Annotated in this window: 14 protein-coding genes; 8 read left to right on the top strand and 6 right to left on the bottom strand. The window is 49.4% G+C overall.

Annotated features, from left to right (window positions below):
- The first annotated feature begins 34 nt into the window (after positions 1-34).
- Positions 35-1,732, top strand: coding sequence for an NAD-dependent malic enzyme (locus tag AEST_RS08825; RefSeq protein ID WP_008608541.1), 1,698 nt, complete (start codon positions 35-37; stop codon positions 1,730-1,732).
- Between the two features lie 21 nt (positions 1,733-1,753).
- Here the strand turns inward: AEST_RS08825 and AEST_RS08820 are convergent, their stop codons facing one another.
- Entirely contained in the window at positions 1,754-2,011 is a 258-nt protein-coding gene (locus tag AEST_RS08820) for a cell division protein ZapA (RefSeq protein ID WP_008949211.1), read from the bottom strand.
- Positions 2,008-2,214, bottom strand: coding sequence for a hypothetical protein (locus tag AEST_RS08815; protein ID WP_008608539.1), 207 nt, complete (start codon positions 2,212-2,214; stop codon positions 2,008-2,010). The genes AEST_RS08820 and AEST_RS08815 overlap by 4 nt, the downstream gene beginning before the upstream one ends.
- Positions 2,215-2,458: 244 nt before the next feature.
- Between AEST_RS08815 and AEST_RS08810 the strand changes: the two genes are divergently transcribed.
- A complete protein-coding gene (locus AEST_RS08810; RefSeq protein WP_008608538.1) occupies positions 2,459-2,896 on the top strand; it encodes an OsmC family protein in 438 nt (145 codons plus the stop codon).
- On the opposite strand, the gene AEST_RS08805 is transcribed toward AEST_RS08810, so the two are convergent.
- Positions 2,878-5,862: a ligand-binding sensor domain-containing diguanylate cyclase gene (locus AEST_RS08805; RefSeq protein ID WP_238534581.1), complete on the bottom strand. Its 2,985-nt coding sequence runs from the start codon at positions 5,860-5,862 to the stop codon at positions 2,878-2,880. The genes AEST_RS08810 and AEST_RS08805 overlap by 19 nt on opposite strands.
- A gap of 235 nt (positions 5,863-6,097) precedes the next feature.
- Here AEST_RS08805 and AEST_RS08795 point away from each other — a divergent pair, with 235 nt between their 5' ends.
- Positions 6,098-7,075: an endonuclease gene (locus tag AEST_RS08795; protein ID WP_039925312.1), complete on the top strand. Its 978-nt coding sequence runs from the start codon at positions 6,098-6,100 to the stop codon at positions 7,073-7,075.
- A 66-nt stretch (positions 7,076-7,141) separates the two neighbouring features.
- Positions 7,142-7,801 carry a tellurite resistance TerB family protein gene (locus AEST_RS08790; RefSeq protein WP_008608533.1) on the top strand — a complete coding sequence of 220 codons (660 nt, stop codon included), beginning with the start codon at positions 7,142-7,144 and terminating at the stop codon, positions 7,799-7,801.
- A gap of 34 nt (positions 7,802-7,835) precedes the next feature.
- Here the strand turns inward: AEST_RS08790 and yghU are convergent, their stop codons facing one another.
- Positions 7,836-8,672, bottom strand: coding sequence for a glutathione-dependent disulfide-bond oxidoreductase (yghU, locus tag AEST_RS08785; RefSeq protein ID WP_008608531.1), 837 nt, complete (start codon positions 8,670-8,672; stop codon positions 7,836-7,838).
- Positions 8,673-8,822: 150 nt separating this feature from the next.
- Here yghU and AEST_RS08780 point away from each other — a divergent pair, with 150 nt between their 5' ends.
- The 3 genes from AEST_RS08780 to AEST_RS08770 are packed head-to-tail and all read left to right on the top strand — an operon-like array spanning position 8,823 to position 12,223.
- Positions 8,823-9,908 carry a phospholipase A gene (locus AEST_RS08780; RefSeq protein ID WP_008608530.1) on the top strand — a complete coding sequence of 362 codons (1,086 nt, stop codon included), beginning with the start codon at positions 8,823-8,825 and terminating at the stop codon, positions 9,906-9,908.
- 60 nt (positions 9,909-9,968) lie between these two features.
- Complete coding sequence (locus tag AEST_RS08775) at positions 9,969-11,054, top strand: AI-2E family transporter (protein WP_008608529.1); 1,086 nt, start codon at positions 9,969-9,971, stop codon at positions 11,052-11,054.
- An 8-nt stretch (positions 11,055-11,062) separates the two neighbouring features.
- The gene (locus AEST_RS08770) at positions 11,063-12,223 is read left to right on the top strand and encodes a GNAT family N-acetyltransferase (RefSeq protein WP_008608528.1); all 1,161 of its coding nucleotides are present in this window, start codon (positions 11,063-11,065) and stop codon (positions 12,221-12,223) included.
- A 35-nt stretch (positions 12,224-12,258) separates the two neighbouring features.
- On the opposite strand, the gene AEST_RS08765 is transcribed toward AEST_RS08770, so the two are convergent.
- The gene (locus tag AEST_RS08765; protein ID WP_008608527.1) at positions 12,259-12,858 is read right to left on the bottom strand and encodes a DUF938 domain-containing protein; all 600 of its coding nucleotides are present in this window, start codon (positions 12,856-12,858) and stop codon (positions 12,259-12,261) included.
- A 16-nt stretch (positions 12,859-12,874) separates the two neighbouring features.
- Positions 12,875-13,606, bottom strand: coding sequence for an SGNH/GDSL hydrolase family protein (locus AEST_RS08760; RefSeq protein WP_008608526.1), 732 nt, complete (start codon positions 13,604-13,606; stop codon positions 12,875-12,877).
- Positions 13,607-13,921: 315 nt separating this feature from the next.
- Here AEST_RS08760 and AEST_RS17170 point away from each other — a divergent pair, with 315 nt between their 5' ends.
- Entirely contained in the window at positions 13,922-14,419 is a 498-nt protein-coding gene (locus tag AEST_RS17170) for a hypothetical protein (RefSeq protein ID WP_008608525.1), read from the top strand.
- The last annotated feature ends 9 nt before the right edge of the window (positions 14,420-14,428 follow it).

Raw genomic sequence — 14,428 nt, 5'->3', positions numbered from 1 at the left:
GTGCCGGCTTTCTTTTGGTTATTCGGATCACATCATGTCTACAAGCAATTTGTCGAAAAGACCACTGTATACTGGCTATGCAGGTTCGGCCTTACTTGAAACGCCACTATTGAACAAAGGAAGTGCTTTCTCAGCGCAGGAGCGTGCCGCCTTTAACCTGACAGGTTTACTACCGCCCCGTTATGAAACCATCGAAGAGCAGGTGAGCCGCTGTTATCAACAATATCGGAGCTTTGAAGATCCGATTAATAAGCATATTTATTTGCGCGCTATTCAGGATAATAACGAAACGCTGTTTTATCGGTTGGTGCAGCAACATTTGGAAGAAATGTTGCCCATTATCTATACGCCGACGGTCGGTGACGCCTGTGAACAGTTCTCCGATATTTATCGCAGTGCCCGTGGGCTCTTTATTAGCTATGAAGACCGCTATAATCTGGATGACGTGCTGCGTAATGCAACGAAAAGCAAAGTCAAAGTCATAGTGGTAACAGATGGTGAACGGGTGCTGGGCCTGGGTGATCAGGGCATAGGCGGTATGGGCATTTCTATCGGTAAGTTGTCGCTTTATACCGCTTGTGGCGGAATCAGCCCGGCCTATACCTTACCCGTGATGCTGGACGTGGGCACTAACAACGAAAAATTACTTAACGATCCTATGTATATGGGCCTACGGCAACCGCGGGTTGGGCAGGAGGAATATAATGAGTTTATTGACCTCTTTATTCAGGCGGTAAAACGGCGTTGGCCGGAAGCCATTATTCAGTTCGAAGATTTTGCCCAGCCCAATGCGATGCCGATTCTGCAGCGCTATCGTGACAGCGTGCGCTGTTTTAATGATGATATTCAGGGTACTGCTGCAGTAACGGTAGGGACCTTGCTTGCGGCTTGCCGTAGCAAAGGTGTGCCATTACATCAGCAAAAAGTGGTATTCGTCGGCGCTGGCTCTGCAGGCTGCGGTATCGCCGAGGCGATTATTAGCCAGATGGTGGCAGAAGGTTTAGCTGAAGCTCAGGCGCGTAGTCAGGTGTATATGGTTGACCGCTTCGGACTGCTTACCGATACCATGCCGGATTTACGTGACTTCCAGCAAGCTCTAGTGCAAAGCAGTGCGCAAATTGCCAGCTGGAGCTTTAGCGGTGACTATCCAAGCCTGTTAGACGTAATGCATTGTGCTCAGCCTACCGTGTTAATAGGGGTATCTGGTCAGGCTGGATTATTTACTGAGCAGATTATCCGCGCGATGAAAAAGGGCTGTGCCTTGCCGATTATTTTTCCATTAAGTAATCCGTCACGGCAGGTAGAGGCAACACCAGAGCAGGTGATTGAGTGGACAGAGGGAGACGTGATTGTTGCGACCGGTAGCCCCTTTAAGCCCGTTCATTATCAGGGGCGTGAATTTCTGATCACCCAGTGTAACAACAGCTATATTTTCCCGGGTATCGGTTTGGGGGTAATAGCCGCAAACGCCAGACTGATTTCAGACGAGATGTTGCGTGCTGCCAGTGAAACCCTGGCAGCGAATTCGCCTCTGGCTAACACCGGAACAGGGGGCTTGTTACCGCCTTTTACTGAGCTCGCTGCGTTAAGTAAAAGGATTGCCTTTGCTGTCGCTAAGGTCGCGATGCAGCAGGGCCTGGCGCTGGAGCTGGACGACAATGCGCTGCAACAAAAAATTGAAGATAATTTCTGGCGACCGGAGTACCGTAATTACCGCCGCGTCAGCAGTTAATAGTAATTTTACTCCCAGGGCTTAGCCCTGGGTGCTTGTTTGGATTGCTTTGAGTAAATTGGCCAACGTGGCTTGTTGTTGTTTCATTTCAGCCAATACATTTACCGCTGTCAGCATAAGTAATTGGTCACGACTGGCCAGCGGTTGCTGTGTAGCCTGTAAGGTTATCCGCTGTTCTAATTCGCTGGCAACCTGCTGCAACACTAACTCTAAATCCGACTCAGCCTTAAAACGGTAGTGTCGCCCGGCGATGGTAATACTATAAGGTCGAACACTCATTGAGGTTGTTGAGTAAGCTCAGTTAACAATTGCGTCATTTGCTGAGCGAGCTTTGCCTGACTGTCGTCTTTCTCCATCATCTCCAGTTGTAACAGCTCGTGCTGTTCTTGTAAGTTATTTAACTGTTGTTGTAATTTGATATTCTTACTGATAAGTTCTTTTACTGCATCTTGCAGCTGGTCAAATAATGTGACAGTGCTCATATCGATTTCCGGCCCTTGAAGAAAAGGCGCTACACTAATAAAAGCCGCAACGGAATACCAGTTTTAACGGAACATCCACTACTGATCGCCGGATTTATACTCAAATCATCTAACTTTCAATGTTAAATCCGACTCCAAGGGGCAATGCAGCCAAATTGCAGACCAGCCATAGTTTTGATCTGGAACAGCATTTTACTTGAGAATTGGCTTTATATTAGCGCAGAATAAATTAAAGGGGTTTAATATGCTTAAAACTGTTAGTGTTGAAAGTGTCATGCAGGATGGCTTTGCCGTAGCGGCCCGGATCGGTGAGCACCAGCTGATGATTGATCAGCCTGTTACAGCAAAAGGGACTGGGTTGGGGCCGACGCCCTTGCAGATGTTACTTTTTGCCGTTGGCGGCTGTATTGCCACTATTGGCCGGATTGCCGCCTTTCAACAGAAAATCGCACTACACGGGATGCGGATCACCGTCGAGGGGGATTATGACCCAGATGCGCTGATGGGCAAGGCGACGATCGAGCGGGCAGGCTTTCAACAGATCCGGATCCTGGCTGAGATTGACGCCGATCTGTCGGTGGAGCAGAAGCAACGCTTTCTTGATGAAGTATGCGCCCGCTGCCCGCTGCATGATAACCTGCTAACGGGGACTCAGGTCGCGCATCAATTGGTGAGCAGCTGAGTCGGCTTTGCGATAACGGCCTGAGCGCGACCACGATGCTTGCCCTGATAGAGGGCGTCGTCGGCAAGTTTTACCCACTGTTCGAGCGAACTGCAACTGACGGGTAGCTGCGCTATGCCGAAAGTCGCGCTCAGCTTTAATATGGCGCCCTGGTATGAGCAGGGCTCCTGCTGCATCTCTCGTAGTAAGGCCTCACAAAATACTTTGGCATCACTTGCTGTACAGTCCGCCAGAGCCAGAATAAATTCTTCGCCTCCCCAGCGCCCAGTCAGATCGCTGCCTCTCGCCCTTGTACTTAGCTTAGCAGCGAAATGCTGCAGGGCGGCATCACCTGCGGCGTGACCAAACTGGTCATTAATGCTCTTGAAATAATCCAGATCAATTAACACCAGGCTAAGAGATTGCTGACTGCGTTGTAACTGTAAACGTAAACGTTGAAAGTGTTCCGTAAAACCGGCGCGATTTAATAACCCCGTTAGCTCATCATGATCAGCTTTGTTTTGCAGTTGTTGTGCTAACAATTCAAGCTCCTGCGTTCTGGCACTAACCAGGCCGGCCAGACGTGCGTTGCGTCTTCTTAAATTAAGCTCTCGCAGATAGACACTTAATAACAAGGTAGTTAGGAAAACGACAGCAGAGACAATCCATAAGTAAGGTGAATACCACCAGGGTGCAGCGACCTGAATTTGGATTCGCAATGGCTCTGCGGATTGGATACCCTGACTATTCTGGCCAATCACTTCTAACAGGTAATTGCCGGGAGCTAAGCCTAAATAACGTAATTCGCGGTTACGGGTTGCGCTACTCCAGTTCGATGAAAACCCTAGCAGACGGTATCGGATAGTGTTTTTGTCTGGTTCACGGTAGTCCAGAACTGAGACACCGATCACCAATTCCCGAAAGTTAGCCGGTAACGCAATTTGCGTCTGATTAACAGGATAATGCCGGGTCTGATCTCTGCCATCGATTTCAACCTGGCTCAGCGCGACTCTGGGCACAGGCATATACTCGGCCTCTATATCAAATTTGCTATTGGCGACCCCCATAGCGGTACCCAGCAAAAAGCTGCCGTCGGGTAACAATAGATGGGCATTACGCTGCATCGTCAGATCGGGTAGGCCATCATTCAGACTATAACTGGTAAAACGTTGGCTGTGCTCATTAAAGCGGGCAGGACCATGATTAGTCAAAGCCCATAACCGTTGTTGCTGATCGAGGAAGGCGCCGGTAATAAAGACACTTGGCAGTCCTTGCTCGGTTAAAAATTGTGAACTGCTGCCGCTTTGTAGATCAAGGCGCCACAGCCCATATTCGGAGCAAAGCCAAACTATTGTTTCAGCGACAGGTAATACACAATTAAATCCTTCAACCAGATTGGCGACACCGGTTTCTACCTGGTGCCAGCTTTGCCCGACAGGTCTTTTATACAATCCGGAGTAACGGGTTGCTGCATATAGATTGCCGCTTTGATCAGTGACGATCTGATAAATCTGGTCGCCGCTGTTTGTCGCCAGGTTAGTCAGGCTAATAGTCGCCTGCTGCGTTTGCGGTTGCCAGCGAAGTAGACCCCGCTGCCAAACCCCCAGATAAAAATCGCCGTCAGTAGAGATATGAAAGGCAGTAATAGCGCCCGGAGGAATACCTGCCAGCTCAAAAGGCGTCAGCTCTGGTCTAAGCCGGCCATCCTGCATTTGATATAAGCCACTGTCTGTCGCCAGCCAGAGCGAGCCGTCAGGCTGCGAAGCAAATTGATAAATTTTGCGAATATTATGTTGTTGGCGATACAGAACCTGATGCCACTGGTTGCTGGCATGCTCCAGCCAGATTAAGGCACCGTGTGCGGCTATCCAGATATTACGTTGCTGGTCCTGATACAGGGCACTAATCAAACGACTTGCCGCCTGTTGCAGGGGGCTCGGTAGTTGACTACTCAAGGGTTGAAAAGCCCGTTGTTGCGGATTACCGATAAAGAGTCCCTGATCCCGGCTACCTACCCAGAGTTGGCTGTCGGCGTTTTCATAGAGGGTTCGGACATCGACATCCGGCAGATAATTAAAGCCCTGACGATTTTTAATCCACTGCTTAGCCTCGGTATCATATAAAAATAATCCTTCGGTGCTGCCGACCCATAAATAATTATCCGGACTTTGATAAAGTACATTTACTCGGGGAGAGGCGACTTGCGCCGGCATTTCCAGACGGGCAAAACAGTCACAGCCGGAATGATACTGATAAACCCCCGTGGCCGAACTGGCCCAGATACCCGAGCTAAAATGCTGAATAGCGCGTACTTCACGCGCTCGTTCAAGGATATTTTTTTCCGGTTGCGGCAACAGATAGCGTTTTACCTGCTGCTCTGTATTAAGCAGCACTATGCCGTCAGCGGTGGCAAACCAAAGACCTTCAGCCGATTCAGTGATCCACCAGATCCGGTTCTTATGCAATGGATGTTCGAGCTCCGGCGCCGCATAACGCTTGATCTCCCTGGGGTTAGCTAAATCAATATAGTTAACCCCCGCGACAGTACCAATCCATAAACGTTGCTTGCTATCCAGAAATAAGGTTTGTACCCGATCAGATGCCAGCGCGTCAGGATCGCCACTATCGGCCCGGAAATTGTACTGAACATCGTTTGCAGCAGCGAGATAGGTTAAACCATGACCCCAACTGGCCATCCAGATAGCGCCATTATTCTCTAATACAAATTTATCGACATTTTGCCGCCGTAAACCACTTTCTGCGACACTTAGCCAATTAACGCTTTCGCTGCCATCAAACCGTAACAGTCCGTCGCTGTCCGTTGCCAGCCACATAAAGCCATGCTGGTCCTGAGTGATGTGATAAACCGAAGACTGTCGGGCGGTCAGCTTATCGGTAGGTGGGCTAAACACATAGTCTATGTCTGCAACAGCACTGAAACAGCATATCGCCAGTAGAAGTAGCAAGGGTTGCAACAACTTTGACATCAGACCCGGACTAATATTATTTGAGCGTATTCAAGTTATACCTGTTTTAATAAAAAAGCACAATCTGACCTTGGTCTGGCGTCAGGTTAAGCAGATCGCAAGCTTTAATCTGCAAGGTGTTTACTGTTAAGATCAGGGTTGGCGGACAAATTGGGTTCGCAACAGGATCAAAGTCAGAACAGGCCGGTTTTGACTTGCAGTCATCAGAGCGTCCACGGCCGGCGCGGTAGTTGTTGTGATCAGATACGTTTTGCTCGTTATTCTGCTGCTTAGCATTAGCAGTCCGGTATTTGCCAATCCAGGCAATTTTGAACAGGCCAAAGTTACCCTCAAGCAAATTTATCAGGGCCATGAACGTACCTTTTATTGCGATTGTGCGATCAGTTGGGTTGGACGCAGTGGTGGTCGGGTTGATCATCAAAGCTGTGGCTTCGAAGTCTATGCGCCCCGGGGTACCCCTAGTGAGGCAACGCTGGCCAGAGCGGCTCGTTCAGAAGTGGAGCATATTATTCCGATCTCCTGGGTGGGGAAGCAATTAAAATGCTGGCAAAACGGCGGCCGTAAGAACTGCCAGCAACAGGATCCGTTATTTAACCTGATTGAAGCTGATCTGTTTAATCTGACCTATGCCGTAGGACAGATCAATGGTCTGCGGGCCGATCTGCCCTTTGGTATGGTTGGGCAAGAATTCAGCGGTCAGTTTGGCCGCTGTGATATCCGGATTGATACCAAACAGCGTAAGGTTCAGCCCAAGGCAGATATCCGCGGCGATATTGCGCGGGTGGCGTTTTATATGGCCGATCGCTACAACCTGAAATTAAGCCGCCAGGATCAGCAAATGTTTCTGGCTTGGCACAGTCAGGATCCGGTTTCAGAGAAAGAGCGGCAGATCCACCAGCGCACAGCTATGCAGACCGGGCGTAATAATCCTTTTGTAACCGGTGAAAAAAGCTGGCAGCTAGGCTTTGCTACCAGCGGCATTGGCTTAACCGCTGCCGGTTGGGACAACCGCAACGACACGCAGGTTGCCAAAGTGGAAAGCAGCAGCAAAGTGACAGGTCCAATCCATGCTAACCGCAACTCCAAAATCTATCACCGGCCGGATTGCCCCAATTATCAAAGTATGGCGCCAGCAAACCGGGTGATTTTCCAAACCATATCTGAAGCCGAGCAACAGGGCTATCGGGTGGCGGCGAATTGTCCGGCAATATAAAAAACAGACCAAGGAATTAATTTACCGCCGTAAGCTCTAAGCAAAATCTTAACTAAGGAGCCGGCTATGCTAAATAAAGATTTTCTTAACAAATTACTGAGTAATGGTACAGGGCTGACTGGTGCACCGGGCACCGGTGGTAGCATCAATGACTTATTAAAAGGTCGGGCCGGTGCTGCCGTAGCCGGCGGCGCACTAGGGTATTTGCTGGGAAGTAAAAAGGGCCGGCAACTCGGAGGCAAGGTGCTAACCTACGGTGGCCTGGCCGCGCTTGGTGTACTGGCTTACAAGGCCTATGGTAACTGGCAGCAGCAACAGGGAAATCAGCCAGCAAGCAGCACAGCGGCCGAGCTGCATACTGAAAGCGGTTGCCGTGCCATTCTGGTCTGCTTGATTGCTGCTGCAAAAGCGGATGGTCATATTGATGAGCGTGAGCTACAGCTGATTGAGCAGGAAATCAGCAGACTGACCACGGATGCCGGGATCCGGCAATTTGTTGATGCTGAACTGAAAAAACCACTGGATCCGGCCGCGGTGGCAAGATTAGCTACCTCAGAACAACTGGCTGCCGAGATGTATATGGCGACCTTGCTGGTGATCGATGAAGAGAGCTTTATGGAGCGTAGCTATCTGACCGAGTTGGCCAGACAGCTAAAGTTACCGGAAAGCTTGCAGCTGGAGCTGCGGCAGCAAGTTAAGGCTGCGGGCCAATTGGTAGCCGGATAAACGAAAAAGTAGGCGCCACTGCCGGCGCCTACTTTTACAAACCGAAGGGCGCAAAATCAGCCGTGCTGTGGCGTTCAGCCAGACCTGGTGTATCACCAAAGTTACGGTTTACCAGATAGCCGCGTTTTACCGCCGGACGTGCGTCCAGTTGTTGTGCCCAGCGCAACACATGCTGGTAGCTGCCGACATCCAAAAATTCAGCTGCATCGTAAAGCCGGCCCAATACCAGGCCGCCATACCAGGGCCAGATTGCCATATCGGCAATGCTGTATTCGTTACCAGCAACAAAGGGCTGGCGCGCCAGCTGCTTATCCAGCACATCCAACTGACGTTTGGTTTCCATAGCATAGCGGTTGATCGGGTATTCGTATTTTTCCGGCGCATAGGCGTAAAAATGACCAAAGCCGCCGCCAACAAAGGGGGCGCTACCCATTTGCCAGAATAACCAGTTCATCACTTCAGTTCGGGCGCCAGGCTCAGTGGGTAAAAAGGCCTGAAATTTTTCTGCCAGATACAACAAAATTGAGCCAGATTCAAATACCCGGATGCCGCGGTCACGGTCAAATAATGCCGGAATTTTCGAGTTAGGATTCAGTTCGACAAAGCCACTGCCAAATTGCGCACCGTCTTTGATGCTGATAAGCCAGGCATCATATTCAGCCGCATGACCGGCAGCTAATAACTCTTCCAGTAAGATTGTGACTTTTATGCCATTGGGCGTCGCCAGTGAATAAAGTTGCAGCGGATGTTCGCCAACGGGTAAAGGCTGCTGGTGAGTAGCGCCGGAAACCGGGCGGTTGATACTGGCAAAGGCGCCGCCATTTTCAGACTGCCATTGCCAGACTGCGGGTGGGGTATATGAGGTTGTCATCCTATGCTCCTGTGATCTGTATTTATTCTAAATCGGGCCGATATTGATAAACTACAAGGCCATTAAGACATTTTTTACACTTCAGTTCAGCTATTTGTCATTTTTATCCCGTACACTAAGTTAGTTTGAGATCGCTACAGGGAGTAATTTATGCAGAGATTAATTGCTTTGGCCGTCGCCTTGGGTATTGTTAACCCGGCACTGGGCGCTGAGGCGGAGCAACGTCTGGAACAATGTTTAGCCCTTGCCGATCAGCAGCGACTCAGTTGTTATGACGATATAGTCAAAGCCATGCAAAAGCAGCGTTTACTGGCTGAGCGACAGCCAGTAACGGCGGTTGCCCAAACTGTAGCAGAACAGCCCGATACGACGGACGCCGAGCCAGTCACAGCTGCGCCGGTAATTCCAGTTGCTACCATCCTACAAAGCTTGTGGGAACTTACCGAACAGGATAAACGCGGCACCTTTCGGGTGCGTACCTATCAACCTAACTTTATTTTGCCGGTGCATTACAGTAGCGGTGTAAACCGCCAACCGGCAAGTCCAACCCGCAGCGGTGCCGAGCTGCAGGAAAACTATAAAGATATTGAAACCAAGCTGCAGGTATCACTTCGGGCGAAAATTCTTGAAGACTGGCTATTGCCCAATGCCGATCTCTGGTTTGCCTATACCCAGACCTCGATGTGGCAGCTGTGGAACTCAGAAGACTCCGCACCTTTTCGTAGTACTGATTATCAGCCGGAGGTGGTTTATGTTATCCCGACGGCTGAGTACTTAGGCGCTTTGCCCTTTGGCTGGCGGTTACAGATGCTGCAATTTGGTTTTGTGCACCAATCTAATGGTCAGAGCGAGCCGTTATCGCGCAGCTGGAACCGCTTTTATACCGCGGCAGCGTTCGAGCGCGAGCAGGTTGGACTTCTGCTGAAGTTTAATAAACGGGTTGCTGAATCATTGTCGGAAGACGATAACCCGGATCTGACAAACTTCCTGGGCAGTACCGAGCTACAACTGAACTGGCTACCGGGCAGTGCCACCGCTTCATTAACGCGCAGAATGAACTGGCAGGATTTTTCCAAGGGCTCCTGGCAGCTGGATTTGACCTATCCAATCAATAAGCAACAACCCGATGGTTTACGGCTGCATTTACAGCTATTTTCCGGTTACGCCGAGACCTTGCTGGATTACAATCACCGGCAAAATAGTATAGGCTTGGGCGTGATGTTATTTAACTTTTAACTGTCAAACGACGATGAAGTGCCGACATACACGGCCAGTACTGTTTGTAAAGGATTTACCATGCCTGCGAAATTTACCATCGAATCCCGCCATTATTTACTGATCCTGGCGCTGCTATTGGCTTTGTATGGCAGCTATCTGCTGGTGGCACCTTACTTAGGCGCTATTGTGCTGGCCTTTGTCTTATCATTGCTGTGTTATCCGGTACACCATTGGATAGGTAGCAAAATGCCAACTAAACCCAACCTGGCGGCAACCTTGTCCTGTTTGCTGTTGGTGCTGGTGATCCTGGTACCCGCCAGCCTGGTGTTTGCCGCTCTGGTGCAACAAGGGTTGCTGGTTACCAAACAAATCTATCTTTGGCTGGGTCAGGGCGGGGCTGAGCAATTACTGCAGCATCCTTATCTGCAACAATTACAGGCACTGGCGGCTGATAAGCTCCCCGGCGATCTCTTAACACCACGGCAGATTATTGAACGTCTGAGCGAATTTGCTGCCGGCTTTAGTAAAGAGTTGTTAAACCTGAGTACCAAGATGCTTGGCGATCTGACCGGTCTGTTATTCAGCTTTGTCTTGATGTTGTTTGTGCTGTATTTCTTATTACGCGATCACGATAAAGTTGTGGCCGCTATTCAGCATTACATTCCGTTATCCCGCTCGCAAAAAGATGCCTTACTAAGCGAAGCCAAGTTGGTAGCACGCTCAGCAGTACTCGGCTCAGTGCTGACTGCTATTGCGCAGGGGCTTGCTGGCGGTATTGCCATGGCCATAGTCGGTTTTCCGGGATTATTCTGGGGCACGATGATGGCCTTTGCCTCCTTTATCCCGGCGGTAGGCACAGCGCTGATCTGGCTGCCGGCCAGTTTATATTTATTCTTTACCGGTGATTGGGGCTGGGGACTCTTTCTGGCTGGCTGGGGCGTGTTAGTGGTGGGCTCGATAGATAATGTCCTCAGACCTATTCTGATGCAGGGTAGCTCTAATATGAGCACCTTACTGATTTTTCTGGCCCTGCTCGGTGGTATCCAATTATTTGGTTTAATTGGCGTAATTTACGGCCCGATTATTTTTGCGCTAACGCTGGTATTACTGCGGCTTTATACCATCGAGTTTAAAGACTTTCTGGCGCAGCAGGATAAAAGTTAAGTCTGAGTATGACAGATGATGGTTTAAAACCGGGCTGGCTGCACTCGGTTAACGATATTGCCAAACCCGACTGGCAGGCATTATTTGATAACGCTCACCCTTTTAGTCGCCAGGCTTTTTTAGCGGCGCTGGAACAAGGTGGCAGTGTTGATGGTAATAGCGGTTGGCACAGCCAGCATCTTGCCGTTTGGCAAGGCGAGCAGTTGGTTGCCTTAGTACCTGGCTACTTAAAAACTCACTCTTATGGCGAGTATCTGTTTGATTGGCAAATTGCACAGGCCTATCAGCAATTGCCGTTAGCGTATTATCCAAAATGGGTAGCGGCGCTGCCGTTTACGCCGGTGACAGGGCCAAGGCTTGGCATGCGGCAAGGCACTGATCAACATGCGGTGCTACACGTGGTTTGTCAGTTTCTAAAAGCTGAGCTAAACCAAGGTAAACTATATAGTGCACAGTGGCTCTACCCAGAGGCTGAGCTAGCTACGTCCTTAGCGGAGCAGGGGCTATGGCTTAGATATGATGTGCAATTTCTCTGGCAAAATCAGCATTACAAAGATTTTAACGACTTTCTGGCTAGGCTGAACTCGCGCAAGCGCAAACAAATTGCTAAGGAGCGCGCCGCCTGTACCGGACTTAGCTTGCAAACTCTGACCGGTGAGCAGCTTACCGATAACCACTGGCGACAATTGATCCGTTGTTATCAGGCCACTTACCTTAAACGTTCCGGCCATCACGGGTATATCACGCCACAAAGCTTTCAACTAATGGCGAAAACAATGGCGACACAGATCGTAGTATTTGCGGCTTTTGACTCGCAACAACCACAGCAGATCGTTGCTGCCGCACTCTGTTTTCGGGGTAAGGATGCGCTCTATGGCCGTTACTGGGGCGCGTTGGAACACAATGACTATTTGCATTTTGAGCTTTGTTACTATCAGGGTATTGAGTATTGCATCAAGCAGGGATTATCGTTTTTTGATGCCGGTGCTCAAGGTGAACATAAGCTTAAACGCGGTTTTGCGCCGGTATTACGCTATGGTGCCTACCGTTTTGCTGATACGCCGTTATCAGCTGCGATCCAGGGCTATTTCAAACAAGAGCATCAGCATTTGCAGCACTATCTTCAAGCTGCAGCAGCGGCCTTGCCCTACAAAGCTCTGGTTAAATAAAGCTCCGGTTGAATAAATGGGTATTGAAGCAGCGGCTAGCGTTTAAACCAGAGTAGCCGGTTATTTGCCGGCATCGCGATATCCTGCTGTAGCAAAAAACCTTCTGCCGCCGCCAGTTGCAGAATGTCTTCGCTATGGCGAATACCCATCGCCGGATCCCGACTTTTTAAGCTGGCATCAAAAGCCTGGTTACTGGCGCTGGTGAATTCGCCTTGATAGTTAAAAGGCCCATAGATACATAGCGTTGCTTCTTGTGCGGCAAATTCATCTAAGCGCCTAAACAGGCGCTTAACCAGTGGCCAACTGATAATATGCAAGGTATTGGCAGTAAAAATACCATCAAATCGCTGCTCGGGCGTGCTGTCATCGCTGATATCCAGTGCCAATGGTGGCGGTAAATTGGCTAGCGCCGCACGGCGGATCCGTTCAGCCAGTGCCGGTAAATTGCAGTGCTGATCGCTGCTTTGCCAGCTAAGGTGAGCTAGCTGACTGGCGAAGTAAACCGCATGCTGGCCAGTACCACTGCCGATTTCCAGTACCTGCTGGCAATTGGCAAAAGCCTGATTTAATACCGACAGAATAGGGGACTTATTATTTTCACAGGCTTGCGAGTAGGGTAGATCGCTATCATTCATCGTTATCACACTTATCTTAGGTTTGCTCACAGTCTGTAGCAGCGGTTTCCAGTAGTAATTGCGCCCAAAGCGCCGCACCTTTTGCTGAAGGATGAAAGCCGTCTGCTGCCAGCAGCTCCGGGCTTAACGGCAGCTTAGCATCAACCATTACTGCATTGGGCCAATGGGCTAGCTCTTGCGTTAAAACCTTGTTTAATAGTCGCGCCTTCAACCCAAGCCACTGATTTAACGGCCAGGGTAATGCGGTAAACTGCTGCATCGGTGGTATGGCGCTGATAATAATCTTCGGCGACTGAAATCGTGTGCTAAGCAATGTGAGTAATTCCCGACACTGCTCGCGGTACTGGCGATTTCCGGTCAGAGCAGAGACATTATTCACGCCAATCGAAACATAGATCTGATCAAAGCGTTGCTCTGGCAGACCTTGTAGTAACTTAACCAGCCCGTTACAACAAAGACCGCTTTGCGCGACTAATTGCCATTCTACTGAGTTTGCAACCGCTAACGCCCGGGTAAGATAGCCCGCCAGCGCTTGTTGCTGCGAAGCGATACCGGCACCGGCTGCCGCCGAGTCACCGCAAATCAAAACTCTTAATACAGATTGTTGTGCAGCATTGCTTGCAGCAATACTGCCAGCTCTGTCACCAGTGGCTTCCGGTAACCGCACAGCCAGCTTGCGCAGGCGCTTGCCTTGCCAAAGTAATAATGGCCAAAGTAGAGCAGTGACCAAGTACCAAAATACCTGCATATAAGCTGTTCTCAAAACTCGCTATAAATCCGAAGTTAGGATTATAACACTAAATCTATCAAATACAGTTGCTTAGACATTTCCAGCATTTAATACATTTAACATAATATACATTATGGGCTATTGCAACTTAGGCAAAAACAGCTTTAAAAACTAACATAACTGGTCCCACCAACCCTTTGGGCGCTAGTACCTCATCCCATGAGCTTAATCACTTTAGCAGACTAACCGCAATAACTATTAGTCTTTTCTCCGGCATCATTTTCGCTTAAGGTTAAGTAATAAAATATGTAACCCTCTATGACAGGATGTTGAATGAAGCGGATACTTACTGCAGCGTTATTAATTTTTCCTCTTGCGGCACTGGCTAACGACCAATACAGCCAGCGCCGATGTGATTCCCTCAATGCAGAGCGTGAAACCATTAGAAAGCGTTTTAACAGTGGTTATGGTGTTTCTGAACGCAATTATTTGAACAAACGCGATCGAGAGCTATTTATGCTCATATCAACCCATTGTAAGAAACCAGTCCAGGAACGCCGGTTAAGTACAATCCAAACACCAGTGCGCTCTGAGCAAACAACAAGCTCTTCCGCTACAACGTCTTCTGTTACACGCTCACCCAGGGCAAATTTCAGTGCTAGAAACCACGTTTTCTCACCTGAAAAAAGTGCTGCCTGGGATGCTTTTTACAAGATCCCTGCTCGTTGTCGCAGCAGAGATACTGCGCCAGAGGATTTTGTATTCTGTGCAGAGGATAAAGCCGACCAACGTCGCGAATTTGAGCGCCAATGGTCTAAGCAAAACCCATAGATTGTTGTT

It is taken from the genome of Alishewanella aestuarii B11 (assembly GCF_000280055.1).
Taxonomy (GTDB): Bacteria; Pseudomonadota; Gammaproteobacteria; order Enterobacterales; family Alteromonadaceae; genus Alishewanella; species Alishewanella aestuarii.
Note: the sequence above shows the minus strand (reverse complement) of the source record. Positions and strands in the feature narration are given on the sequence as shown.

What these genes read in the sequence shown, in the direction of transcription:
- AEST_RS08825 (WP_008608541.1), top strand. Translation starts at nt 35, where the DNA reads ATGTCTACAAGCAATTTGTCGAAAAGACCACTGTATACTGGCTATGCA.
- AEST_RS08820 (WP_008949211.1), bottom strand. Translation starts at nt 2,011, where the DNA reads ATGAGTGTTCGACCTTATAGTATTACCATCGCCGGGCGACACTACCGT.
- AEST_RS08815 (WP_008608539.1), bottom strand. Translation starts at nt 2,214, where the DNA reads ATGAGCACTGTCACATTATTTGACCAGCTGCAAGATGCAGTAAAAGAA.
- AEST_RS08810 (WP_008608538.1), top strand. Translation starts at nt 2,459, where the DNA reads ATGCTTAAAACTGTTAGTGTTGAAAGTGTCATGCAGGATGGCTTTGCC.
- AEST_RS08805 (WP_238534581.1), bottom strand. Translation starts at nt 5,862, where the DNA reads ATGTCAAAGTTGTTGCAACCCTTGCTACTTCTACTGGCGATATGCTGT.
- AEST_RS08790 (WP_008608533.1), top strand. Translation starts at nt 7,142, where the DNA reads ATGCTAAATAAAGATTTTCTTAACAAATTACTGAGTAATGGTACAGGG.
- yghU (WP_008608531.1), bottom strand. Translation starts at nt 8,672, where the DNA reads ATGACAACCTCATATACCCCACCCGCAGTCTGGCAATGGCAGTCTGAA.
- AEST_RS08780 (WP_008608530.1), top strand. Translation starts at nt 8,823, where the DNA reads ATGCAGAGATTAATTGCTTTGGCCGTCGCCTTGGGTATTGTTAACCCG.
- AEST_RS08775 (WP_008608529.1), top strand. Translation starts at nt 9,969, where the DNA reads ATGCCTGCGAAATTTACCATCGAATCCCGCCATTATTTACTGATCCTG.
- AEST_RS08770 (WP_008608528.1), top strand. Translation starts at nt 11,063, where the DNA reads ATGACAGATGATGGTTTAAAACCGGGCTGGCTGCACTCGGTTAACGAT.
- AEST_RS08765 (WP_008608527.1), bottom strand. Translation starts at nt 12,858, where the DNA reads ATGAATGATAGCGATCTACCCTACTCGCAAGCCTGTGAAAATAATAAG.
- AEST_RS08760 (WP_008608526.1), bottom strand. Translation starts at nt 13,606, where the DNA reads ATGCAGGTATTTTGGTACTTGGTCACTGCTCTACTTTGGCCATTATTA.
- AEST_RS17170 (WP_008608525.1), top strand. Translation starts at nt 13,922, where the DNA reads ATGAAGCGGATACTTACTGCAGCGTTATTAATTTTTCCTCTTGCGGCA.